Source organism: Rhodopseudomonas palustris (assembly GCF_007005445.1).
Classification (GTDB): Bacteria; Pseudomonadota; Alphaproteobacteria; order Rhizobiales; family Xanthobacteraceae; genus Rhodopseudomonas; species Rhodopseudomonas palustris_G.
Map to the genome: position 1 here is coordinate 665,385 of NZ_CP041387.1, position 24,059 is coordinate 689,443.

Consider the following 24,059-nt stretch of genomic DNA (forward strand, 5'->3'; position numbering starts at 1 on the left):
CGCCTTCGGCTACCAATGACGGGGAGAGATTGTCACTGAACGCTGTAAGGCCAACTCACCGGAGCCGCCCGCATGTCGCAATCCGCCGAGCCCCGTGTCGTCACTGAGCCAGCATGGGACCTCGGCGAAATCGTCGCCGAACTCGCAGGGCTCCGCGCCATCTCCCAGCGGCGGCGCTATCGCAGCCGATCGCTGCCGGAATTGCCGTCGCGCGAAGCGGTAGCCGGTATCGTCGATGCTTTGGTGGCGGCGCTGTATCCGCGTCACTTCGGGCCGGCGGGGCTGTCGGAAGACACTCTCGACATCTTTGTCGCCGACACCATCGAGCAGGTGCTGCGCCGGCTGCGCCGCGAGGTCGGCCGCGAACTGCGCCTTGCCGATCTCGACGGCGCCGCCAAGCCCGGCGAGATCGAACAGCAGGCGCTGACCATCGCGGCGGATTTCGCCCATGACCTGCCGCGCATCCGCGCGCTGCTCGACAGCGATATCCGCGCCGCGTTCGATGGCGATCCGGCAGCGAAGAGCCTGGACGAAGTCGTATTCTGCTATCCGGGTGTCGCCGCGATGATCCGGCATCGCATCGCGCACCGGCTGTACGTGCTCGGGGTGCCGATGCTGGCGCGGATCGTCGCGGAGATCGCCCATGCGCAGACCGGCATCGACATCCATCCCGGCGCGACCATCGGCGAGAGCTTCTTCATCGATCACGGCACCGGCGTCGTGATCGGCGAGACCGCGCGGATCGGCAAGCGGGTGCGGCTGTATCAGGCGGTCACGCTCGGGGCCAAGCGGTTCGAGACCGACGAGCACGGTCGCATCGTCAAAGGCGGCGACCGTCATCCGATCATCGAGGACGAGGTCGTGATCTATGCCGGCGCCACGGTGCTCGGGCGGGTGACGATCGGGCAGGGCTCACAGGTTGGCGGCGGCGTCTGGCTGACGCGCGATGTGCCGCCGAACAGCGTCATCACCCAGGCCAAGGCGCGCTATGACGCCTTCGAGGACGGTAGCGGTATCTGAGCTGGCAAGCCTGCGAAAGAATTTTCTCCCGTTTGGCGCTTTCGGGTCAGATATTGGTCGCGATTTGCTGTCAGTGCGACGGCCACGTTGTTTTTATTCTCCAGGCATTGCGATGCGGGAGGCCGGCCGGTAGTCGATAGGGAACGCCGCCACGCGGGCGGTCACCTGGAATCGATGAACGAGCCCATCATGAATGCTCCCTGGCAACCGCCCGCGGGAGAGCGCCCCGCCTTCGTATCGACGCAGCCGACCACCGGTATCCTGATCGACCGTGTCCGCAAGGTGTATTCGGCACGGAAGAGCAGCGCCGAAGTCGTCGCCCTCGACGATATCAGCCTGACCGTTCCGAAAGGCTCCATCCTCGGCGTGATCGGCCGCAGCGGCGCCGGCAAGTCGACGCTGATCCGGCTGATCAACGGGCTGGACAAGCCGTCGAGCGGCCGCGTCGTCGTCAACGGCGTCGAAATCACCGCGCTGTCCGAACGCGATCTGCGCACCGCGCGGCGCTCGATCGGCATGGTGTTTCAGCATTTCAACCTGCTGTCGTCGCGCACCGCCTACGGCAATGTCGCACTGCCGCTCGAGATCGCCGGCACGCCGAAAGCTGAGATCGAAAAGCGCGTGCTGCCGCTCTTGGACATGGTCGGGCTCGCCGACAAGCGCGACCGCTATCCGGCGGAGCTGTCCGGCGGTCAGAAGCAGCGCGTCGGCATTGCCCGCGCACTCGCCACCGAGCCGTCGGTGCTGCTGTCGGACGAAGCCACGTCCGCGCTCGATCCGGAAACCACCGACCAGATTCTCGAGCTATTGAAGCAGATCAATCGCGATCTGCATCTCACCATACTGTTCATCACCCACGAGATGGCGGTGGTGAAGGCGCTGGCCGACCGCGTCGCGGTGATCGAAGGGGGCCGCATTGTCGAGGACGGCGCAACCTTCGACGTGTTCGCCACCCCGCGCCACGAGGTGACGCGGCGGTTCGTTTCGTCGGTGACCGGCAGCGGCGCGCCGGACTGGCTCTTGGAAAAGCTGCAGCCGCATCAGCCGCCGGGTGGGCAGGCGGTGCTGCGCATCACCTTCAAGGGCAGCGACGCCAACCAGCCGCTGCTGTCGCGGGTGTCGCGCGAGCTCGGCGTCAATCTCAACATTCTCTCGGGGCAGGTCGAGATGATCGCCGGCCATCCGTTCGGCACGCTGATTGTGTCGCTCGACGCCGCGCCCGAGGTGCTGCGCCAGGTGATCGCGCAACTGTCGGCCGGCAACAACCTGGTGGAGCAGCTCGGCTATGTCGCCTGAACTCATTCGCATGATCGCGTCGTCGACGCTCGACACCCTCTACATGGTCGGGTTGGCGGGGTTGTTCGGCACGCTGATCGGCCTGCCGCTCGGCATCTTCCTCGCCACTTCTCAAACCGGTGAGCTGTTCGCCGCACCGATCGCCAATCGCCTGATCGGCGTCGTCGTCAATGCGACGCGTTCGACGCCGTTCATCATCCTGGTGGTGGCGATCGTGCCGCTGACCCGGCTAATCGCCGGCACTTCGATCGGCACCGCGGCGGCGACCGTGCCGCTGACGATCGCTGCGATCCCGTTCATTGCCCGCGTCATCGAAGCGGCGATCCGCGAGGTCGATCACGGCCTGATCGAAGCGGCGCGTGCGTTCGGCGCCAGCCCGCTTCAGATCGTCCGCAAGGTGCTGTTGCCCGAAGCGATGCCGGCGGTGACGATGGCGCTGACGCTGACCATCGTCAGCCTGCTCGGCTATTCGGCGATGGTCGGTGCCGTCGGCGGCGGTGGTCTCGGCGACCTCGGGATTCGCTACGGCTATCAGCGCTTCATGCCGGAGGTGATGCTGACTGTGGTGCTGGTGCTGATCGCGCTGGTGCAGGGCGTGCAGACGCTCGGCGACACGCTGGCGCGCAAGCTCGATAAGCGCCGCATCCGCCGTCACTGATTTCCATGTCTCGACCAGGAGCTTCTCAATGCGCCGTCTTGCCGTTTCCCTGATCGCGCTGGCCTTCGCCGGCGCCGCCCATGCCGAGACCATCCGGGTCGGCGTCACCGCCGGTCCGCACGCCGAGATCCTCGACGTGGTCAAGAAGGTCGCCGCCGAGCGCGGCCTTGACATCAAGCCGGTCGAGTTCACCGACTACGTGGTGCCGAACCAGGCGCTGGCGCAGAAGGAGCTGGAGGCCAATTCGTTTCAGCACGAGCCGTATCTGAAAGCGCAGGTCGCCAAGACCGGTTGGACCATCGTCAAGGTCGCCAACACCATCGCGTCGCCGCAGGGCGTGTATTCGGTCAAGGTCAAGGCGCTCGCCGATCTGAAGCCGGGCGCCACCGTGGCGATCGCCAACGATCCGTCGAACGGCGCGCGTGGCCTACAGATCCTGGCGCTGCACGGCCTGATCAAGCTGAAGGACGGCGTCGGCGCCACTGCGACGGTCGCCGACATCATCGACAATCCGAAGAAGCTGAAATTCGTCGAACTCGACGCCGCCCAGCTGCCGCGCTCGTTGCAGGACGTCGATCTGGTCTCCATCAACAACAACTACGCGGTGCAGGCCGGCCTCGATCCGTCCAAGGATGCACTCGCCCGTGAGAACGTCGAAGGCCCCTGGGTCAACATCATCGCGGTGCGCGAAGAGGACAAGGACAAGCCCTGGGTCAAGCAACTGATCGACGCCTATCACTCCGACCCGGTCAAGCAGTTCGTCGAAACCCGGTTCAAGGGGACTTATATCCCGGCGTGGTGAGGCGAAGCGACTAGGCTCCACACACAAACGTCATCCCCCGCGCATGCGGGGGATCTAGTATTCAAGTACTTCAGCTATTCTAGCGCGGTCCGTTTCGCCAATGATTCCCTGGAATACTGGATCGCCCGCTTTCGCGGGCGATGACGGCAGCGATCGGTACGCGCGCCTGCTTCGCTGGTCAATCACGTCCTCTCCCCGTCATTACGAGCGCAGCGAAGCAATCCACAAAGCCTCGTGTACGGAGCTGGATGGCTTCGTCGGCTTTGCCTCCTCGCAATGACGGTTCGGAGAGGTGCGGCGGAACGCTGACGCTCCGCCGCCTGTTCCTCCGTCTTCTTCCTCAGCTCCACACCCCGCTGCGCCGGTCCTCGACCCGCTTGGCCTTGTGCGTGGCGCGCGGCAGGGTGTCGGGCTTCAGCACCGAGACTGCGGCCGAGACGCCGGTGATGGCCTTGAGCTTGCGTTCGAACCGGTCGGCGAGCGTGTGAGTCTCGCCGTTGTAGCCGTGGATGTGCTCGACCTCGACGGTGAGACGGTCGAGGTGATTGATCCGGTCGACCACCAGTCGATATTCGCCGGTCAGCTCATGATCCTGCCGCGCTACGGCTTCGACGTCGCTCGGGAACAGGTTGACGCCCTTGATGATCAGCATGTCGTCGCGTCGGCCGTGGACACCGTTGAGCCGGATCGCGGTGCGGCCGCAGCGGCACGGCTCCGGATTGAAGCTGACGATGTCGCCGGTGCGGAAACGGATCATCGGCCGCGCTGTTTTCTGCAGCGTGGTCAGCACCATTTCGCCGCGGTCTCCCGGCTTCACCGGCTCGCCGCTGTCGGGATCGATCACTTCGACCAGGATGTGATCCTCGGCCCAGTGCAGGCCATCCTTTTGCTCGCACATCCCGGCGCAAGAGCCGAAGATGTCGGACAGACCGTAGTAATCATACACCGAGGCGCCCCACAGTTGCTCGATGCGGTCGCGGGTCTCCCGGATCGAGCCGCCGGGCTCGCCGGCGACGAAGATCCGGCGCACAGCAAGGTCCTTGCGCAGGTCGTAGCCTTCCTTGATGGCGGTCTCGCCGAGATACCAAGCGTAAGACGGCGTGGTCCAGATCACGGTCGCCTGGAACTGGCGGAGGATCTGCAGCAGCCGGTCGGACGGCAACGTGCCGGCGTGGATCGTCAGTGCGCCGAGCTTCTGCGCGCCGAGCACGCACGGTCCGCCGATGAACAGAGAGAAGTTCAGCGAATGCACGTAGCGGTCGCTCGGCCGCATCCCGGACGACCAGAACTGCCGCGCCTCGTAGTCGATCCAGCCGTCGAAATCGGCCTGCGTGAACGGCGAGGCGGTGGGCACGCCGGTCGAGCCGGACGACGCGGAGATATAGACGATGTCACGTTCCGGCACTGCGACGAGGTCGCCGAATGGCGGCACCGCGAGCTGGCGATCGCGCAAGCTGCGCTTGTCGATGAAGGGAAAGCGGCGGATGTCGCCCAGCGATTTGATCTGGCTCGGCGAGACCTTCGCGGCGTCGAACGCGGCGCGATAGGCCGGCGAGCCCGCATAGGCGTGGGCGACGTGCTTTTGCAGCAGCGACAGTTTCAGCGCGTCCCAGTCGGCGCGCGATTGGGTTTCGAGCTTGGCGTCCCAGTACGGGCGCTCGTCGGAAGTCGCGGTCATGTGCGGTGGTCCTGAATGCGGACGACCGGCCGTGGGGCCGGTCGCGCTATCGATGGAAGGATGAACAGGCGATCGTTGCGACGGCGTCCGGTGTCACCAGGTGGTGAGAATGGTGCCGTTGAAGCGTTGCTCGGTGAAGGCCTTGACCTCCGGCGAGCGATAGATTTCGACGAACTTCTTCAGCGTCGCATTGTCCTTGTTCTTGGCCTGCACCGCGAACACCAGGTTCCAGTTGGTGTCGGCGCCTTCGAGCAGCAGCGCGCTCTTCGGGTCGAGCCCGGCGCTGAGCGCGTAGTTGAGATTGACCGCGGAGAAGTCGAGGTCGTTCAGCGAGCGCGGCAACTGCGCGGCGTCGAGTTCGACGATCTTCAGATGCCTGGGGTTCTCGGCGATGTCGGCGATCGTCGCCTTGATGCCGATGCCCGGCTTCAGCTTGATCAGCCCGGCCTTCTCGAACAGTTGCAACGCCCGGGCGCCGTTCGACGGATCGTTCGGGATTGCGGCACTGGCGCCGTCCTTGATATCGGCCAGCGTCTTGACCTTGTTCGAATAGATCCCGATCGGCACGATGATGCTCTTGGCGATCGACACGATATCGTAGCCGCGCTGTGCCACCTGGTTGTCCAGATAGGGTTGGTGCTGGAAGTTGTTGATGTCGAGATCGTTCTGCGCCAGCGCCGCATTCGGCACCGTGTAGTCGGTGAATTCGGTGATCTTCACCTCGATGCCCTGCTTGGCGGCGAGGTCGCCGGCGTAGCGCAGGATCTCGGCGTACGGACCGGCGGTGGTGCCGATCCGGACCACTTCGGTGCTGAAAGCCGGGGTCGCGGCGGTGAGCGCGGCGAAAGCGGCCGCGGCGAGAACGAGTTTACGTGCCATGGGAATTCAACCTCGATATGTGACCATCTCGGTGGTCGTGGTTTGCGGGGAAACTATCGGCCGCTTGATCCGGCGGCCATTTCGAAATCTGCGGCGGAGCGAGAGCGGGATTTCCCGATCCTGCGCTGCCGCAGAAGATTCGTGTCGTGGGTGCGGGTCATGGTGCCGGCCGCACCCCCGCGCCGATCACGACGCGAAGGCGGCTTTGGCGAGCCGTATTTGACTGGGGTGAGAAGTGCTGCCGCTACGGGCTATTGCAGCCGCGGACGGCCTTCCTTCCAGCAGCGGGTTGCGGCCTTCTGGGCGGCGACCAGCGAACCGAACGACTGCCGCTCCAGACTGTTGAAGTCGTGATGCGCGGCGAAGAAGCAGAACTTGCGCCCGTCCCGGACGACGATGCCGGCGGTGCGGGCTTGAACTTCGATAACGTAAGCGTCGGACATGACTCTCCCACTGGCAAAGCCAGCGCCTTCTGATCTCTGATGATGTCGGTGGTGTCGAAACGGTGTCGGCGTCAGCCGAGATTCATTCGACAGCTACAACAGAGGCCGGAGCGGGAGAGTGCGTGTCCCGACGAGATCACGCCGCGCGAGGCCGAGACGGCCGTGATGAGCGCAAGCGGAGTACCGAATTGCGGTGCAGTTAAGTCAGCAATGATTGAGATGTTGGCGTTCATGAGCCGATCTCCGTCAACAAAGGAGCCCACGAGCCGTGTCGTGGCGCTTTAGCGATTAAACCCGCGGCGCAAGCTGCTCCGTCAAATCCCGCGATCCGAGCTCACGAAGAACATCGGACGAGCCAACTCTGCCAAACGCGGATGTGAAGTCAACGTGCGCGGAAAAATAAGATCGATTTGGCGCCGGATCGCGCCAGTGGGAAAACGCCGGCGTCGGCGCATCGCGCAAAGAGGAATTTCTGCTGCGCTGCCGTCGGTGGCGACGTGGCCTCCGCCCGGCGCTCGGCGCTGCCGCCGTCGGAACGTACGATCAGATTCGCGTGTGCGATCAGGGCTGCATTGTGGATCCGGACGGCCGTACCGCTCGCGCTGGAATTCCGGCACCGTCCGCCGGTGCAATCCCGCTGAAGTCGATTGCTTCGCCCCGCATCCGCGATAGCGTCGCAAGCGCCCGGTCGCGGTCGCCTTCGAGCAGTTCGCGATAGTGCGTCTCGGCTGCGTTCGGTCGGCGTTGCCGGATCGCCCGCAGCGTTGCCGCCATCAGGTCGGCGCTGTGCCGGCGGATTTTCCGGGTCTGGTAATCGAGCGGTGATTTCCAGATCGTCGTCCACACCGTCTGGTTGGCGAGGTCGGCGAGGAGTTCGACCAGCAGCTCGTTGCCGGAGCCGCGCGCGATGGTGCGCACGGCGCGCGTCGTGGTGCGCGCGAAGCTGATTGGATCGTCGATCTCGACACCTGCATTCAGCTCATCGCAGCGCCGCGCCAAAGTATCAACGAAGCTCTCGATCGGCGAGGTCGCCATCGTCCGCACCGCCAGCATCGACAGCGCGGTGCGGACGTTGAACAGGTCGGCGACGGATTTCAGCGAAAGCGGTTTGACGTAAGCGCCGCGGCGCGGATTGAGCTCGACCAGACGGCGCCGCTCGAGAATCCGGATCGCTTCGCGGATCGGGCCGCGGCTGACGCCGAAGTCACGTGCGAGGTCGAGTTCGACCAGACGTTCGCCCGCTTTACGACGTCCGGAGACGATATCCGCGCCGAGCTCTTCGGCGATCTGATCGGGCAGCGTGCGCAGAGAGAACCGGCCCACCGGGGCGCCGTCATCGTCGGCCGGGGGCCTGCGATAGTTGGTCGCTGCCATGATGTCTCCTCGGGCTCCGTGACGCGCCTCGCGCGTTGCTGGCCCTTCGTAGCGTGACAGTCGATTGTTGACAATCGACAAACGGTGTCCTTTGATGATGGCGCCGACGCCGGGCAGAGACCGGCGACAAGCCGCAACAGGCGACGGCCCGCACGCTGACGCGGCGGATCAAGGGAGGACATGGCGATGACGTTCGCGCAGTTGCGAACCCGCACTCGATATGTCGGGGCGATGGCGCGGTGATGTCGCGCGGTCATGCCGTCGAATTGAATCGCGCAGCCGTACCGGCTGTCGCCGCGGCGCCGCTTCTTGCGGTGCGGGATCTGTCGCTGTCTTTCGCCACCGCTGGCGGCTCGCTGCCGATCACCCGCAACGTCGGCTTCTCGATCGCTCCCGGCGAGCGCGTCGGCCTGGTCGGCGAGAGCGGCTGCGGCAAGACGGTGACGGGTCTGTCGCTGCTGCGGCTGCTGCCGGCGCACAATGCGCAGGTGCGCGGCGAGATCGTGTTCGACGGCGTTGATCTGTTGAAGCTGTCGCCGCGGCGGATGCGAGCGGTGCGCGGCCGCGACATTGCGATGATCTTCCAGGAGCCGATGAGCGCGCTCGATCCGGTGTTCACCGTCGGCGATCAGATCAGCGAAGCCTATCGGGTACATTTTCCGGTGAGCCGGGCCGAGGGCCGCGACCGCGCGATCGAGGCGCTGCGCGAGGTCGGCATTCCGGCGCCGGAGCGGCGCTGCGACGAGTATCCGCACCAACTCTCCGGCGGGATGCGGCAGCGCGTGATGATCGCGATGGCGCTGATCTGCAAGCCGAAGCTTTTGATCGCGGACGAGCCGACCACGGCGCTCGACGTCACCGTACAGGCGCAGATCACCGACCTGTTGCGGTCGCTGAGCGAGCGAACCGGCACTGCGCTGATCTTCATCACCCATGATCTCGGTGTCGTCGCCGAAACCTGCACCCGGATGATCACGATGTATGCCGGCGAAGTCGTCGAAGATGCGCCGGTCGACGACGTGCTGACGCGGCCGCGCCATCCGTACACCTCGGGTCTGCTGCGTTCGTTGCCTGGGCTCAGCGCCCGACGCGGCGTGCTGTCGTCGATTCCCGGTCGGGTGCCGTCGCCGAATGCGATGCCGGCCGGCTGCCGCTTTCGCGCGCGCTGCGCCCATGCGGCGGTCGGCTGCGAGCGTGAGCAGGCGATGGTCGAGGTCGATGCTGGCCATGGCGCTCGCTGCTGGCGCGCGACCGAGTTGGCTTTGCCGGGAGCGGTGAATTGACACATTCAGCCCCGGCCGATCCGAGCGAGATCATCGCGGTGCGCGATCTGCGCATCCTGTTTCCGACTCGCGACGGCCACGACACCGTCAAGGCCGTCGACGGCATGGACTTCGAGGTTCGCACCAGCGAGACCTTCGGCATCATCGGCGAATCCGGATCGGGCAAGACCACGCTGGGACGCGCTTTGGTGTCGCTGCTGAAGCCCACAGAAGGGCAGATCCTGCATCAGGGCGTCGATCCTGCCGCGCTCGGCGCCAAAGCGTTCCGCAAGCATCGCCGCGACTACCAGATCGTGTTTCAGGATCCCAATGCGGCGCTCAACCCGCGGATGACCATCATCGACAGCGTGGTGGAGCCGCTGGAGATCGTCGGCGAGGGCGACGCGGCGTCACGCCGCCGCCGCGGCATCGCGGCGCTGGAGCGCGTCGGCCTGTCTCCGGAGGCCGCCGATCGCTATCCGCACCAGCTCTCTGGCGGACAGAAACAGCGCGTCAACATCGCGCGGGTGCTGACGCTGCGTCCCAAGGTCATCGTCTGCGACGAGGTGGTGGCGGCGCTCGACGTCTCGATCCGCGGCGACGTGCTCAACCTGTTCGCCGATCTGCAGCGCGAGTTCGGTCTCACCTACGTATTCATCACCCACGACATCTCGGTGGTGTCGCACATCTCGGACCGGATTGCCGTCACCTATCTAGGCAAGCTGATGGAGCTCGGCCCGGCCGAAGACGTGATCGAGCATCCGCTGCATCCCTATACGCGCGCGCTATTGTCGGCCGAGCCGATTCCGTTGCCGTCGCATCTGCGGGTCGATCGCCGCATCATTCTCGAAGGCGAGATTCCGAGCCCGGTGGCGCCGCCGTCAGGCTGCCGGTTTCGCACCCGCTGCCCTTCGGTGCAGCCGCGTTGCGCCGCCGAGGTGCCGGCGTGGCGCGAGGTCAGGCCGGGACACCGCGTCGCCTGTCATTTCGCGACCACGGGCGGTCCGCCACCCGATCAACGACAAGCAGAAAACACAACAATCATGGGAGGACTAACATGCGCGTGATCGATCTGGGAAACCGCACCTTACGCCGCCGCGATGTTCTGGCGCTGTTCGGCGGCGCCTCTGCGGCCGGCGTGCTCGGATTGCCGCGCGAAGTGCTGGCCGCCAAGACCGGCGGCATTCTCAAGGTCGCTGCCCCTGCCAATCCGTCGTCGCTCGATCCGGCGACCGGTGGCGCCGGCTCCGATCACAGCATCCTGTGGACGATGTACGACACGCTGGTCGAATGGGACTACGACACCTTGAAGCCGAAGCCCGGCATGGCGAAGTGGTCGTATCCCGATCCCAAGACCATGGTGCTGGAGATCTCCGAGGGTATCAAGTTCCACGACGGCACGCCGCTCGACGCCGAGGCAGTCAAGTTCAACCTCGATCGCAATCGCTCCGACCAGCGTTCCAACGTCAAATCCGATCTGCTGACTATCGAAGCTGTTGAAGTGACCGGCCCGCTTCAGGTAACGCTGAAGCTGAAGAATCCCGACACCTCGCTGCCGGCGATCCTGTCGGACCGCGCCGGCATGATGGTGTCGCCGACCAATATCAAGGCGCTCGGCAACGAAACCGACCGCAAGCCGGTCGGCGCCGGCCCGTGGAAGTTCGTGCGCTGGAACGACAACGAGATCATCGTCGTCGCCCGTAACGAAAGCTACTGGCGCAAGGGCCGGCCGTTTCTCGATGGTATCGAGTTCAACATCATCCCGGAGAACGCCACGGCGCTGCGCTCGGTGGTCGCCGGCCAGAACGACATGACGTTCCAATTGCCGGCGCGGCTGAAGCCGGTGATCGAGCGCTCCAGGGATCTCAAGATGGTGTCGTCGCCGACGCTGTACTGCATCCAGGTGTACTTCAACTACGCCCGCGCGCCGCTCGACAACGTCAAGGTTCGTCAGGCGATCAACTTCGCGCTCGATCGCGACGCCTTCGTCAAAGCGGCGCTGAGCGGCCTCGGCGAACCGGCCCGGATGACGCTGCCGAGCACCCATTGGGCCTACGCCAAGGACGTCGCCGGCACCTATCCGTATGATCCGGACAAGGCGAAAAAGCTGCTCGCCGAAGCCGGCTACAAGGACGGGCTGGAGATGACGATCGGCGGCTACACCGATCAGGACTCGGTGCGGCGCGGCGAAATCATCCAGGACCAGCTCGGCAAGGTCGGCATCAGGCTGAAGTTCACGCGCGGCACCATCGCCGAGATCAGCGCGCAGTTCTTCGCCCAGGAGAAGAAATTCGACATGCTGGTGTCGGCCTGGACCGGTCGGCCCGATCCGAGCATGACCTACGCACTCGGCTTTGACAAAGGCGCCTACTACAACGCCGGCCGCACCGCCGATCCGGAGCTGTCAAAGCTGATCCAGGAGAGCCGCGCCAGCCAGGATCTCGCCGAACGCGCCGCGGTGTTCGCCAAGATTCAACGCATCACGGTGGGGCAGGCGCTGTCGGCTCCGCTTGCGTTCCAGTTCGAACTCGATGCGCTGTCGGCGAAGGTGAAGGACTTCCAGCCGAACCTGCTCGGCAAGCCGAAGTTCGAGAACGTCTCGCTCGCCTGATCGCCCGGCGCCGCGAGAGATCGCGGCGCCCTTTCTCTGGACTGGTTTGGCCATGTTGAACGCTCCGCGTCTGCGCATCATCGGTCGCCGCCTGCTGCACGCGGTGCCGGTGGTGGTGCTCTCCACCTTCATCGTGTTCGGTCTGCTCAAGCTGGTGCCGGGCGACGTCGCCGTGACGCTGGCGGGCGACAACGCATCCGAGCAGCGTATCGCCGAGATCCGCGAACTCTACGGCCTGAACCAGCCGTTCCTGGTGCAATACGGCTCGTGGCTGTCGAAGGCGGTGCAGGGCGATCTGTCGAATTCGCTGGTGTCGAGCGAAGCGGTGCTGACTTCGATCGAGCGCTGCCTGCCGCATACGCTGCTGATCGTCGCGCTGGCGCTGCTCACCGCACTGGTGATCGGCGTGCCGCTCGGCATTGCGGCTGCGGCGAAGCCGGGCTCATGGATCGACGGCATCGTGATGGCGGTTGCGTCGCTCGGCGTCGCGGTGCCGAATTTCTGGCTCGGCATGCTGCTGGTGGCGTTCTTCTCGCTGCAGCTCAATTGGCTGCCCGCGACCGGCGCGGTGTCGCTGATGAAGGACCCGGCCGCCGCTCTCAGCCACGCGCTTCTGCCGGCATTGGCGCTCGCTTCCGGCGGCATCGCCGAGGTGGCGCGGCAGCTGCGCTCGTCGCTGGTCGAGATCCTGTCGTCGCAGCAGGTCCGCACGCTGCACGCCAAGGGACTGGCGCCGTCGTCGATCCTGTGGCGGCACGGCCTGAAGAACGTCAGCGTCAATCTGCTCACCGTGATCAGCCTGCTCGCCAACCGGATGCTGGCCGCCACCGTGGTGGTGGAGGCGGTGTTCGCCATTCCGGGGATGGGCGGCTTGATCGTCAACGCAGCGATGAACCGCGATTTCCCGGTGGTGCAGGGGGTGGTGTTCACCATGGTGCTGATCGTGGTGGCGCTCAATCTGCTCACCGACATTCTCTACAGCGTGCTCGACCCGAGGATCTCGACATGACCACGGTCTCGCTCGCGGCCCCGCAGCATCACCACCGCTGGCGTCGGTCGCGCCGTTTCCTGCGCTGGTTCGTCTCCGATCTGCGCGGCGCCATCAGCCTGACGTTTCTGCTGGTGCTGCTGGTGATCTCGCTGCTGGCGCCGTGGATTGCGCCATACGATCCGGTCGCACAGAACATCGATGCGGCGCTGGCGCCGATGTCGGCGCAGCATTGGCTCGGGGCGGACGATCTCGGCCGCGACACGTTGAGCCGTCTGATCTACGGCGGCATGGCGTCGCTGTATGCGAGCTTCCTGGCGGTGGCGATCGCGGTGCTGATCGGCGTGCCGGTCGGCATCCTCGCCGGCTATCTCGGCGGCTGGGTGGACACCATGATCAGCCGCGTCATCGACAGTTTCCTGTCGTTCCCGGCAATCGTGCTGGCGATCGCCGTCACCGGTGCGCTCGGCATCGGCCTCACCAACGGCATGATCTCGGTCGGCATCGTGTTCGCGCCGCAGCTCGCGCGGCTGGTGCGGGCGCGGACGCTGGTGGTGCGGCAGGAGCTGTATGTCGACGCTGCGCGCTGCTTCGGCGGCTCGACCGGCCGCATCCTGTGGCGGCATGTTCTGCCGAACGCGATCCAGCCAGTGATCGTGCAGGTGACGTTGCTGCTCGCCGCGGCGCTGCTCGCCGAGGCCAGCCTCAGCTTCCTCGGCCTCGGCATTCAGCCGCCCGATCCGAGCTGGGGCGCGATGCTGGCGCGCGCCTATCAGAACATGGAGATAGCGCCGGAGCAGATGTATCCGCCGGGGCTCGCCATCCTGTTCACCGCGCTCGCCTACAATACGCTCGGCGAATCCTTGCGGGCGGCGCTCGATCCGACCATGAAGCGCAATTGATCAATCAAGAACAACAAGGACGGGACATGACCGTGGACGCCAAGGAAGCCGACTATCTGGCAAAGCTGCACGCGCTGTGGGCCAAGGCGTGGCCGATGGGCACGCCGCGCGAGCCGCAATATCTGCACGGCGAAGTCGCGCTCAGCGAGTACTTGCGCGCCTGGGCGAAATCGGCACCGCAGCGGCCGGCGGTGATCTTCTACGGCCACGTCACCACCTATGCGAATCTCGATGAGCAGAGCGACCGCTTCGCTGCGTTGCTGATGCAGAAGGGCGTCAAGAAGGGCGACCGCGTCGCGGTTTTCCTGCCGAACTGCCCGCAGTTCCACATCGTATTCTTCGGCATTCTCAAGCTCGGTGCGATCCATGTGCCGGTCAGTCCGTTGTCGCGGGCGTTCGAGCTGTCCTACGAGCTCAACGACACCGACGCCGAAGTCATCGTGGCGCTCGACCAGCTCGCCGGCGTGGTCGAGCAGGTCCGCGCCGAGACCTCGCTGCGCGAAGTGATCGTCACCAGCTTCGCCGACGTGATCCCGGCCGATCCGACGATCCCGGTGCCGGACTCGGTGAGCGGCCCGCGTATCGCGGTGCCGGGCGCGACCGACCTGCTGCCTGCGCTCGCGGCATTGCCGAGGCCGGAGCCGCTGCCGCCGGCCTCGCTCGACGATGTCGCGGCGCTGAACTACACCGGCGGCACCACCGGCATGCCGAAGGGCTGCGTCCACACCCAGCGCGACATGGTCTACACGGCGGCCGCCAATCACGGCATCTCGGTGGTGGCCGATCAGAACAGCGTGTTCCTGTCGTTCTTCCCCGAGTTCTGGATCGCGGGCGAGAACTTCGGTCTGATCTTCCCGATGTTCACCGGCGCCACGCTGGTGCTGCTGGCGCGGTGGGATGCGCTCGGCGTGCTGAGCGCGATCCAGCGTTACAAGGTCAACGTCACGGCGATGCCGGTCGACGGCGCGGTCGAGTTGATGGATCACCCGCGCTTCAAGGAGTTCGATCTGTCCTCGCTCAGCCAGGTGCGGGTGGTGTCGTTCGTCAAGAAGCTCAACCCGACCTACCGCAAGCGCTGGAAGGATCTCACCGGCACGATCCTTACCGAAGCCGCGTGGGGCATGACCGAGACCCACACCTCGAACACGTTCACGGCCGGCTTCCAGGGCGACGATTTCGATCTGGTGTCGCAGCCGATCTTCGTCGGCCTGCCGGTGCCCGGTGCGGAGTTCAAGATCACCGACTTCGAGACCGGCGAACTGGTGCCGCTCGGCGGCGAAGGCGAAATCCGCGTCCGCACGCCGTCCCTGCTCAAGAGCTACTGGAATAAGCCGGAGGCGACCGCGCAATCGCTGGTCGATGGCTGGCTGCGCACCGGCGACATCGGCACCATCGATTCCGATGGCTTCCTGCACTTCCTCGGCCGCCGCAAGGAGATGCTCAAGGTCAAGGGCATGAGCGTGTTTCCGCCGGAGATCGAAGCACTGCTCGGCCAGCATCCGAAGGTGCTCGGTTCAGGCGTTGTCGGGCGCGACGATCCCGGCAAAGGCCAGGTGCCGGTCGCCTTCATCCAGCTCAAGCCGGAAGCCGAAGGCACCATCACGCCGGCCGAGCTGCAGGCCTGGTGCGCCGAGCGGATGGCGGTCTACAAGGTTCCGGAGATCCGTATGATCGACGCGTTGCCGATGACCGCGACCGGCAAGGTGAAGAAGCAAGAGCTGAACGCCAACGCGCCGCTGTGAAACGAGACGGCCGGCGACGCTAAGGCGTCGCCGGCCCAAAGCTACCTGCCGAGGAAATCCCCAATGCCGTTCCGAAAACTGCTGATCGCCAACCGCGGCGAGATCGCGATCCGTATCGCGCGCGCCGCCGCCGAGTCCGGCCTGACCACAGTGGCGATCCATCCCGCCGAGGACGCGGCGTCGCTGCACGTCCGCATCGCCGATCACGCCGAACAGATTCCCGGCCGCGGCGCGCGGGCCTATCTCGACATCGAGGCGGTGATTGCGGCGGCGAAGGCGGCTGGCTGCGATGCGCTGCATCCCGGCTACGGCTTCCTCAGTGAGAATGCCGACCTTGCGCGGCGCTGCGCCGAGGAGGGCATCACCTTCGTCGGGCCGTCGCCGGAGGCGCTGCGGCTGTTCGGCGACAAGGTCGCGGCCAAGGAGCTGGCGAAGCGCTGCGATGTGCCGATCATCGCCGGCACGGTCGGTCCGTCGACGCTGGAGGAGATTCAGACGTTCTTTGCCTCGCTCGGCGACAAGCCGGCGGTGATGATCAAGGCGATGGCCGGCGGCGGCGGTCGCGGCATGCGCATCGTCGAGCGCGCCGAGGATCTCGCCGACGCCTATGGGCGCTGTCAGTCCGAGGCCAAGGCGGCGTTCGGCTACGAGGGCGTCTATGCCGAGCGGCTGATCCGCAACGCGCGGCACATCGAGGTGCAGATCATCGGCGACCGGCATGGCGGCGTCAGTCAGCTCTGGGAACGCGAATGCACCATTCAGCGCCGCAACCAGAAGCTGGTCGAGATCGCGCCGAGCCCGTCGCTGTCCGAAAGCCTTCGCAGCAGAATCGTCGAAGCCGCCAAGGCGCTGGCCGCGATGGCGAATTACGACAGCCTCGGCACCTTCGAGTTTCTGGTCGACGGTGACGCCGGCGAAGGTGCCGGCGTCTACGCGTTCATCGAGGCCAATCCGCGACTGCAGGTCGAACACACCGTCACCGAAGAGGTGCTGGCGGTCGATCTGGTGCGTGCCCAGCTCGCAGTCGCCGGCGGCGCGACGCTGGCCTCGCTCGGCCTCGATCAGCCCTCGGTGCCGCGGCCGCGCGGGTTCGCGATCCAGCTCCGCGTCAACATGGAGACGATGGACGCCAAAGGCGCGACCAAGCCGACCGGCGGTAAGCTTGCGATCTTCGAGCCGCCATCCGGGCCCGGCGTCCGCGTCGATACGTTCGGCTATGCCGGCTACACCACCAGCGCGTCCTACGATTCACTGCTCGCCAAGGTGATCGTGCATGGCCGCGGCGACTGGGCCGAGGCGGTCGCAAAGGCCGCGCGGACGCTGCGCGAATTCCGCATCGGCGGCGTTGCCACCAACGTGCCGTTGCTGCAGGCGATCCTCGCGCACGCCGATTTCAAGGCCAATCGGGTCAGCACCAGCTTCATCGATCGCCATGTTGCCGAGCTGGTCGAGGCTGCGCAGCAATTCGACCATCCGCTGATCGCGACCGAAGGCGCCGACCCGCGCGGCAGCAGCCCGACGGCTACTTCGGAGCCGGTCCCCGAGGGCGCGGTCGCGATTGCCGCGCCGCTGCAGGGCACTGTGGTGGCGATCACGGTCGCGGAAGGCGACGTGGTGCGGCCGGGGCAGCAGCTCGCGGTGATCGAGTCGATGAAGATGGAGCATCTGGTCGCGGCCGAGCAGGGCGGGCGCATCCGGCGTATCGTCGCCGCCGACGGCGTGACGCTGATGCAGGGCGAGCCGATCCTGTATCTCGAGCCGCAGGACGTCGAAGGCGACCACGTCGTCGCCGAAGAGGATATCGATCTCGACGCGATCCGGCCGGACCTCGCCGAGATGCTGGCGCGGCAGGCCAACACCCTCGACGAGAACCGGCCGGACTCGGTGGGGCGGCGGCGCAAGACCAATCAGCGCACCGCGCGCGAGAACATCGCGCAGCTCGTCGACGACGGCTCGTTCATGGAATACGGCAGCCTGGCGATCGCCGGCCAGCGCCGCCGCCGTTCGCTCGACGATTTGATCAAGAACACCCCGGCTGACGGCCTCGTCACCGGTGTGGCCACCGTCAATGCCGCGGAGTTCGGCGAGCACGCCGCGCGCTGCATGGTGATCGCCTACGATTACACCGTGCTGGCCGGCACCCAGGGCCACATGAACCACAAGAAGATCGACCGGATGCTGACGCTGGTCGAGCAGTGGCGGATGCCGCTGGTGTTCTACGCCGAAGGCGGCGGCGGCCGGCCCGGCGATACCGATCGGCTCGGCATGACCGGTCTCGACGGTCCATCCTTCGTGCAGTTCGCCAAGCTGTCCGGCCTGGTGCCGGTGGTCGGCGTCGTCTCCGGCTATTGCTTCGCCGGCAACGCCGCGATGCTCGGCTGCTGCGACGTCATCATCGCCACCCAGAACGCCTCGATCGGCATGGGCGGGCCGGCGATGATCGAGGGCGGCGGCCTCGGCGTTTATCATCCGGCCGAGGTCGGACCGGTGTCGTTCCAGTCGCCGAACGGCGTGGTCGATATTCTGGTGCAGGACGAAGAGGAGGCGACCCGGGTCGCGCAGAAATATCTGTCCTACTTCCAGGGCGCGGTGAGCGAATGGAAGGCGCCGGACCAGCGGCTGCTGCGCCGGGCGATCCCGGAGAACCGGCTGCGGGTCTACGACATCCGCAATGTCATCGATCTTATCGCGGATGAAGATTCGGTGCTCGAACTGCGCCGCGATTTCGGCGTCGGCATGATCACCGCCTTCATCCGGATCGAGGGCAAGCCATTCGGTCTGATCGCCAACAATCCGAAGCATCTCGGCGGCGCGATCGACGCCGACGCCGGCGACAAGGCGGCGCGCTTCCTGCAGCTCTGCGACGCATTCGACATTCCGATCGTGTCGCTGTGCGACACGCCCGGCTTCATGGTCGGCCCCGAGGCCGAGAAGACCGCGATCGTCCGTCATGTTGCGCGGATGTTCGTCACCGGGGCCAGCCTCACCGTGCCGCTGTTCGGCATCGTGCTGCGCAAGGGCTACGGCCTCGGCGCGCAGTCGATGATCGGCGGCGGCTTCCACGCCTCGTTCTTCACCGCGGCTTGGCCAACCGGTGAATTCGGCGGCATGGGGCTGGAGGGCTATGTGCGCCTCGGCTTCCGCAAGGAGATGGAGGCAATCGCCGATCCGGCCGAGCGCGAGGCTTACTACAAGAACAAGGTCGCAGAGCTGTATGCCAACGGCAAGGCGGTCTCGATCGCGTCGGTGTTCGAGATCGACAATGTGATCGATCCGGCCGAGACGCGGCGCTGGGTCATGGCCGGGCTGCGCTCGGTGCCGACGCCGCCGAAGCGCACCGAGCGCAAGCGGCCCTGCATCGATACCTGGTAGCAGCCGACGACTGTCTGAACGCATTGGGAGTGAGACGATGACGCAAGCCGCTTTCGAGACGCCGATCGACGATACCGGCGAGGCGCTGGCCGGGCCGTGGCGACAGCCGCGGCAGATGCTGCATGCGCAGGTCTACGACTCGCACGCCTCGATCCACGACGACGCCACCGCGCAGAAGCTCGGCTTCAAGGGCGGCACCATCGAGGGCCCGACGCATTTCAGTCAGTTCGCGCCGCTGTGCGAACGGCTGTGGGGCAAGGAGTGGTTCGAAACCGGCTGCATCTCGGCGCATTATCGTAACGCTGCGTTCGAGGGCGAGGACGTTCAGGCGATCGCCGACAAGCCGGTGGCCGGTGCGCGCCATACCACCATCCGCATGGTCAAGCGCGACGGCACCGAAGTGCTCCGCGGCACGGCCTCGGTCGGCCGCGACGCGCCGGCTTCGGCGCTCGACGTCCGGCTCACCGAGCTGAAGCCGTTGGCCGACCCGGTGATCCTGCGCGACATCTCGGTCGGCATGACGACCAAGACCCAGGCGGCGCAGATGGACCATGACCAGATCATGGGCGAGCTGTATCCGTTCTCGCTCGCCCAGAAGCTGGAAGTGATCACCGAGCCGTCGCCGTATTATCGGCCGGGCGGCGGGGCGCCGTGGGGCAAGGCGATCATCCCGCTGGAGATGCTGAGCGTGCTGTTCCAGTACCTCAGCAAGCAGGACGGATTGCCGGTGCGCGGCCCGGTGGTCGGCCTGTTCGCCGATCAGGAAATCCGGCTGATCCACGGGCCGCTGTTCGTCGGCGAGCCCTACCGGATCGAGCGCAAGGTGGTGGCGCTGTCCGGCAGCAAGCGGACCGAGAGCATGTGGGTGCGCAGCGAAGCCTATGACGCCACCGGCCGCCTGGTCGCGACCATGCTGCTGAATTCGGCGACGCTGAAGGATTCCTACGCGCCCTATGCGCAGGAACACGCCGCGCTGTATCCGGCGGGATAATCCTGCCTATTGGGTCAGGAACAGGCTGGCGGCAATCGCCACCGTGATGATCGCGGTGGCGACCACGCCCGTGGTTTGCAGTGCGCCGAACCGGCGCATCGCGAACGCGAAGGCGATGATGATCGCCGAGACGACGATCAGTCCCAGCTTGGCTTCGGTCATGGGCCCCTCATGGGTTGATTGGCGCGATCCTAGCGGCTGGCAGGAAGCGCTGTTTGTCGGGGCGCAAGCTGCGGTGAATTGCCTGCGAGTTTGTCGCGGCACAACGTTGCGGCGGGGGCGGCCTCTATCGTCGCGCCATGACCGACGCAACCGCAGCGGGTGTGCCCGCGCTCTCCGACAGCACTGACAGCCGCGCCGCGTCCGGTGCCAGCGCGCTGGAGTCGCTCCCCGGTCACCTGATGATGTGGGTGCTGATCTTCAGCGAACTCGCGGCTTTCGGCGCGTTGCTGATCGGGTTCCAGATCGCACGAGCGTTGCAGCCGGACGTTTTCTCGGCCGGGCAGGCGCAGCTCGACCCGGCGCTCGCCGCCGCCAATACACTCTGCCTGGTGTCCAGTGGCTGGTTCGCCGCCAAGGCCAGCGCAGCCGCTCGTAACGGTGCGTGCGACGCGAGTTGGCGCTGGACCGTCGGTGCCTGTTTGCTCGGCGCGGCGTTCATCGCCATCAAGCTGTTCGAATACGCCGGTGAGATCGCCCGCGGTGCCGATATCGACGGCAGCACCTTCTTCACGCTGTACTTCTTGCTCACCGGGTTTCACCTGCTGCATGTCGCGCTCGGAATCGCGATCCTGCTCGGCGTCGCTTGGCGCGCCAATGCCGCCGCAGTCGAAAGCGGAACCTGCTTCTGGCACATGGTCGATCTGGTGTGGCTGGTGATGTTCCCGATCGTCTACCTGATGCGGTGAGGCGATGATCCGGTTCACCCAGCGCCGGGATCGCAGCGCGATTGCTCTGCTACTGCTCACCATCCTCGGTGTTCTACTTAGCCGAGGCGCCGCGGCAGCGTTTGCCGGCGGCGCCGTGCTGATGATCGTCGCGGTGCTGAAGGCCCGCCTGGTCGTGCTCGATTATTTCGGGTTTCGCGGCACGCCCGGGCCGTGGCGGGCGTTGTTGTTCGGCTGGATCGCGCTGGTCGCGTGCGGTGCACTCGCCTCGCCATTGGTGCAGGCCCTTCGCTAATCGTTCCGAACCTTGAGCCAGCACAAAGTTGCGGCGGTCCGGTCGATTAGTTTCGCAGGCGAAGCTGCAGCGCCGCACCTTCGCCTCCCCACATCGAAAAAGGAATCACGTGATGGCTGAACGCCTCACCAAGTCTGCCGCGCGCAATGTGTTCTTCGGCGGCTCGGCCTTCTTCTTCGCGATCTTCGTCGGGCTCACCGCCCACAGCCACTATTACATCGCGACCAAGTCGACCGACGCCTCGACACTGACCCCGTCGGTGGCCCGCGGCAAGCACGTCTGGGAAAAGAACTCCTGCATCAACTGCCACACCCTGCTCGGCGAGGGTGCGTATTTCGCCCCCGAGCTCGCCAATGTCTGGGTGCGCTGGGGCGGCGACAAGGATCCGGCCCAGGCCCGCGAAATGCTGAAATCCTGGATGGCGTCGCAGCCCTCCGGCGTCCCGGGGCGGCGGCAGATGCCGCAATTCCACCTGACCGATCAGGAGGTCGGCGATCTGGCTGATTTCCTGGAATGGACCAGCAAGATCAAGACGCAAAACTGGCCGCCGAACGACGCCGGCTGAACCGACCTCGCGCATCCGCATCAGAAAGACCTCGTGATGAAATATCAAACCCAAAAGGTCGCGCTGCTGTATTTCTACGGCGCGTTGACGCTGTTCCTCGCTCAGGTGACGTTCGGTGTGCTCGCCGGCACCATCTACGTGCTGCCGAACACGCTGTCGGAGCTGCTGCCCTTCAACATCGTCCGGATGATCCACACCAACGCGCTGATCGTCTGGCTGCTGATGGGCTTCATGGGCTGCGCCTATTATCTGGTGCCCGAAGAGGCTGAAAACGAGCTGTTCAGCCCGTTGCTGGCGAAAGTGCAGTTCTGGCTGTTCTTCGGCGCCGCCGGCGCCGCTGTGGTCGGCTATCTGTTCCACTATCACGAGGGCCGCGAATTCCTCGAGCAGCCATTCGTGATCAAGATCGGCATCGTCGTGGTCTGCCTGATCTTCCTGTTCAACATCACCATGACGGTGCTGAAGGGACGCAAGACCACCATCACCAACATCCTGCTGTTCGGGCTGTGGGGCGTGGCGATCTTCTTCCTGTTCGCGTTCTACAATCCCATCAACCTCGCGCTCGACAAAATGTACTGGTGGTACGTCGTGCACCTCTGGGTCGAGGGCGTGTGGGAGCTGATCATGGCGTCGGTGCTGGCGTTTCTGATGATCAAGCTCAACGGCATCGACCGCGAAGTGGTCGAGAAGTGGCTGTACGTCATCGTCGGCCTCGCGCTGTTTTCCGGTATCCTCGGCACCGGGCACCACTATTACTGGATCGGCGCGCCGGGTTACTGGCAGTGGATCGGTTCGCTGTTCTCGACCCTCGAAGTCGCGCCGTTCTTCACCATGGTGGTGTTCACCGTGCAGATGACCTGGAAGGCCGGCCGCAAGCATGAGAACCGCGCCGCGCTATTGTGGTCGGTGGGCTGCTCGGTGATGGCATTCTTCGGCGCCGGCGTGTGGGGCTTCCTGCACACGCTGTCCAGCGTAAACTACTACACCCACGGCACCCAGGTCACCGCGGCGCACGGCCATCTCGCCTTCTTCGGCGCCTATGTGATGCTGAACCTGGCGATGATGACCTACGCGATCCCGCAGCTCCGCGGCCGCGCGCCTTACAACCAGGCGCTGTCGATCGCCAGCTTCTGGCTGATGTGCACGGCGATGAGCGTGATGACCTTCGCGCTGACCTTCGCCGGCGTCATTCAGGTACATCTGCAGCGCGTGCTCGGCCAGAGCTACATGGAGGTGCAGGACCAGGTCGCGCTGTTTTACTGGGTGCGGCTCGGCTCCGGCGTCGCCGTTCTGATCTCCGCGCTGATGTTCGTCTGGGCGATCCTCGTCGCCGGACGCACCAAGCAGGCCACGCTGACTGGCGTCCTGCAGCCGGCCGAATAGGCCCCCTGGCGGCCACGGCAATCCGTGGCCGCTCTTTTCCATTCACGGAGATCGCCATGAAGCCCGCTCTGCACGCCATCGACGCGACGCTGCCCGCTCCGCCACCCTACACGCCCGCCGGCAACGAATGCGCGCTGTTCGAGCACGCCTGGAAGCGGCGGGTGCCGCTGCTGCTGAAGGGGCCGACCGGCTGCGGCAAGACCCGCTTCGTCGCCCATATGGCGGCGCGGCTCGGCCTGCCGCTGTTCACGGTGTCCTGCCATGACGATCTCACCGCGGCGGATCTCACCGGCCGCTACCTGCTGAAGGGTGGCGAGACGGTGTGGGTCGATGGTCCGCTGACCCGCGCGGTGCGGGAAGGCGGCATCTGTTATCTCGACGAGGTGGTCGAGGCGCGCAAGGACGTCGCGGTGGTGCTGCATCCGCTGGCTGACGATCGCCGTGTGCTGCCGCTGGAGCGCACCGGCGAGGAGCTGCAGGCGCCGCCGCATTTCATGCTCGTGGTGTCCTACAACCCTGGCTACCAGAGCCTGCTCAAGGCGCTGAAGCCGTCGACCCGGCAGCGTTTCGCCGCGATCGAGTTCGGCTTCCTCGCGCCCGAACGGGAGATCGCCGTGGTGGCCGCCGAGAGCGGCCTGCCGAGCGAGCGAGTCGCGCCGCTGGTCGCGCTCGCCGGCCGGCTGCGCAAGCTCAAGGGCCATGATCTCGAAGAGGGCGTGTCGACCCGGCTATTGGTGTATTGCGCCAGCCTGATCGGCGAAGGCCTCCCGGTGCGCGACGCCGTGCTCGCCGGTCTGATCGAGCCGTTGACCGACGACGCGGATGTGAAGGCCGCACTGATCGAAGTCGCCGGCGCGGTGATTGGATAGTCGGCCTCTCTTCAGTCATTCCGGGGCGCCGCGCAGCGGCAA

22 protein-coding genes and 1 pseudogene are annotated in these 24,059 nt (G+C 65.7%); 18 read left to right on the forward strand and 5 right to left on the reverse strand.

Annotated features, from left to right (window positions below):
* Positions 1-72: 72 nt before the first annotated feature.
* The 4 genes from epsC to FLL57_RS03100 all read left to right on the forward strand — a co-directional run bounded on the left by epsC (position 73) and on the right by FLL57_RS03100 (position 3,776).
* The gene (gene epsC, locus FLL57_RS03085) at positions 73-1,020 is read left to right on the forward strand and encodes a serine O-acetyltransferase EpsC (protein ID WP_142882105.1); all 948 of its coding nucleotides are present in this window, start codon (positions 73-75) and stop codon (positions 1,018-1,020) included.
* Positions 1,021-1,209: 189 nt separating this feature from the next.
* Positions 1,210-2,316 carry a methionine ABC transporter ATP-binding protein gene (locus tag FLL57_RS03090; RefSeq protein WP_142882106.1) on the forward strand — a complete coding sequence of 369 codons (1,107 nt, stop codon included), beginning with the start codon at positions 1,210-1,212 and terminating at the stop codon, positions 2,314-2,316.
* On the forward strand, positions 2,306-2,974 hold the full coding sequence (locus FLL57_RS03095; protein WP_013503747.1) for a methionine ABC transporter permease: 669 nt from the start codon (positions 2,306-2,308) through the stop codon (positions 2,972-2,974). Before FLL57_RS03090 ends, FLL57_RS03095 begins: the two co-directional genes overlap by 11 nt.
* A 28-nt stretch (positions 2,975-3,002) precedes the next feature.
* Complete coding sequence (locus FLL57_RS03100; RefSeq protein ID WP_142882107.1) at positions 3,003-3,776, forward strand: MetQ/NlpA family ABC transporter substrate-binding protein; 774 nt, start codon at positions 3,003-3,005, stop codon at positions 3,774-3,776.
* Between the two features lie 340 nt (positions 3,777-4,116).
* Here FLL57_RS03100 and FLL57_RS03105 read toward each other — a convergent pair whose 3' ends face one another.
* The 4 genes from FLL57_RS03105 to FLL57_RS03120 all read right to left on the reverse strand — a co-directional run bounded on the left by FLL57_RS03105 (position 4,117) and on the right by FLL57_RS03120 (position 8,150).
* The gene (locus tag FLL57_RS03105; RefSeq protein ID WP_142882108.1) at positions 4,117-5,454 is read right to left on the reverse strand and encodes a phenylacetate--CoA ligase family protein; all 1,338 of its coding nucleotides are present in this window, start codon (positions 5,452-5,454) and stop codon (positions 4,117-4,119) included.
* A gap of 93 nt (positions 5,455-5,547) precedes the next feature.
* Entirely contained in the window at positions 5,548-6,333 is a 786-nt protein-coding gene (locus tag FLL57_RS03110) for a MetQ/NlpA family ABC transporter substrate-binding protein (RefSeq protein ID WP_142882109.1), read from the reverse strand.
* 251 nt (positions 6,334-6,584) lie between these two features.
* The gene (locus FLL57_RS03115; RefSeq protein WP_013503742.1) at positions 6,585-6,776 is read right to left on the reverse strand and encodes a hypothetical protein; all 192 of its coding nucleotides are present in this window, start codon (positions 6,774-6,776) and stop codon (positions 6,585-6,587) included.
* Between the two features lie 561 nt (positions 6,777-7,337).
* Positions 7,338-8,150, reverse strand: a complete 813-nt coding sequence (locus FLL57_RS03120) for a GntR family transcriptional regulator (RefSeq protein WP_142882110.1) — start codon at positions 8,148-8,150, stop codon at positions 7,338-7,340.
* Positions 8,151-8,524: 374 nt separating this feature from the next.
* Between FLL57_RS03120 and FLL57_RS23690 the strand changes: the two are divergent.
* The 9 genes and pseudogenes from FLL57_RS23690 to FLL57_RS03160 all read left to right on the forward strand — a co-directional run.
* Positions 8,525-9,088: pseudogene (locus FLL57_RS23690) on the forward strand (ABC transporter ATP-binding protein); the annotation flags it as partial.
* Between the two features lie 39 nt (positions 9,089-9,127).
* The gene (locus FLL57_RS23695) at positions 9,128-9,433 is read left to right on the forward strand and encodes an oligopeptide/dipeptide ABC transporter ATP-binding protein (RefSeq protein ID WP_433962616.1); all 306 of its coding nucleotides are present in this window, start codon (positions 9,128-9,130) and stop codon (positions 9,431-9,433) included.
* Positions 9,430-10,479: an ABC transporter ATP-binding protein gene (locus tag FLL57_RS03130; RefSeq protein WP_142882112.1), complete on the forward strand. Its 1,050-nt coding sequence runs from the start codon at positions 9,430-9,432 to the stop codon at positions 10,477-10,479. The genes FLL57_RS23695 and FLL57_RS03130 overlap by 4 nt, the downstream gene beginning before the upstream one ends.
* The gene (locus tag FLL57_RS03135; protein WP_142882113.1) at positions 10,470-12,023 is read left to right on the forward strand and encodes an ABC transporter substrate-binding protein; all 1,554 of its coding nucleotides are present in this window, start codon (positions 10,470-10,472) and stop codon (positions 12,021-12,023) included. Before FLL57_RS03130 ends, FLL57_RS03135 begins: the two co-directional genes overlap by 10 nt.
* Positions 12,024-12,075: 52 nt before the next feature.
* Entirely contained in the window at positions 12,076-13,032 is a 957-nt protein-coding gene (locus FLL57_RS03140) for an ABC transporter permease (protein ID WP_142882114.1), read from the forward strand.
* Positions 13,029-13,913: an ABC transporter permease gene (locus FLL57_RS03145; RefSeq protein WP_013503736.1), complete on the forward strand. Its 885-nt coding sequence runs from the start codon at positions 13,029-13,031 to the stop codon at positions 13,911-13,913. Before FLL57_RS03140 ends, FLL57_RS03145 begins: the two co-directional genes overlap by 4 nt.
* Positions 13,914-13,939: 26 nt before the next feature.
* Positions 13,940-15,655: an AMP-binding protein gene (locus FLL57_RS03150; protein ID WP_142882115.1), complete on the forward strand. Its 1,716-nt coding sequence runs from the start codon at positions 13,940-13,942 to the stop codon at positions 15,653-15,655.
* A 63-nt stretch (positions 15,656-15,718) separates the two neighbouring features.
* Positions 15,719-19,027: a carboxyl transferase domain-containing protein gene (locus FLL57_RS03155; RefSeq protein WP_142882116.1), complete on the forward strand. Its 3,309-nt coding sequence runs from the start codon at positions 15,719-15,721 to the stop codon at positions 19,025-19,027.
* A gap of 37 nt (positions 19,028-19,064) precedes the next feature.
* Positions 19,065-20,018: a hotdog fold domain-containing protein gene (locus FLL57_RS03160; RefSeq protein ID WP_142882117.1), complete on the forward strand. Its 954-nt coding sequence runs from the start codon at positions 19,065-19,067 to the stop codon at positions 20,016-20,018.
* 6 nt (positions 20,019-20,024) lie between these two features.
* Here FLL57_RS03160 and FLL57_RS23250 read toward each other — a convergent pair whose 3' ends face one another.
* Positions 20,025-20,180, reverse strand: a complete 156-nt coding sequence (locus FLL57_RS23250) for a hypothetical protein (RefSeq protein ID WP_013503732.1) — start codon at positions 20,178-20,180, stop codon at positions 20,025-20,027.
* A 137-nt stretch (positions 20,181-20,317) separates the two neighbouring features.
* Between FLL57_RS23250 and FLL57_RS03165 the strand changes: the two genes are divergently transcribed.
* The 5 genes from FLL57_RS03165 (at position 20,318) to FLL57_RS03185 (ending at position 24,017) form a co-directional block, all read left to right on the forward strand.
* Positions 20,318-20,926 (forward strand): cytochrome c oxidase subunit 3 family protein, encoded by a 609-nt coding sequence (locus tag FLL57_RS03165; RefSeq protein WP_142882118.1) that lies wholly within the window; start codon positions 20,318-20,320, stop codon positions 20,924-20,926.
* 4 nt (positions 20,927-20,930) lie between these two features.
* Positions 20,931-21,200, forward strand: coding sequence for a cytochrome C oxidase subunit IV family protein (locus FLL57_RS03170; protein ID WP_142882119.1), 270 nt, complete (start codon positions 20,931-20,933; stop codon positions 21,198-21,200).
* A gap of 112 nt (positions 21,201-21,312) precedes the next feature.
* Entirely contained in the window at positions 21,313-21,765 is a 453-nt protein-coding gene (locus FLL57_RS03175; protein ID WP_047309666.1) for a c-type cytochrome, read from the forward strand.
* A gap of 36 nt (positions 21,766-21,801) precedes the next feature.
* Positions 21,802-23,148 (forward strand): cbb3-type cytochrome c oxidase subunit I, encoded by a 1,347-nt coding sequence (locus FLL57_RS03180; protein ID WP_142882120.1) that lies wholly within the window; start codon positions 21,802-21,804, stop codon positions 23,146-23,148.
* 56 nt (positions 23,149-23,204) lie between these two features.
* Entirely contained in the window at positions 23,205-24,017 is an 813-nt protein-coding gene (locus tag FLL57_RS03185; RefSeq protein WP_142882121.1) for a CbbQ/NirQ/NorQ/GpvN family protein, read from the forward strand.
* Positions 24,018-24,059 lie beyond the last annotated feature (42 nt).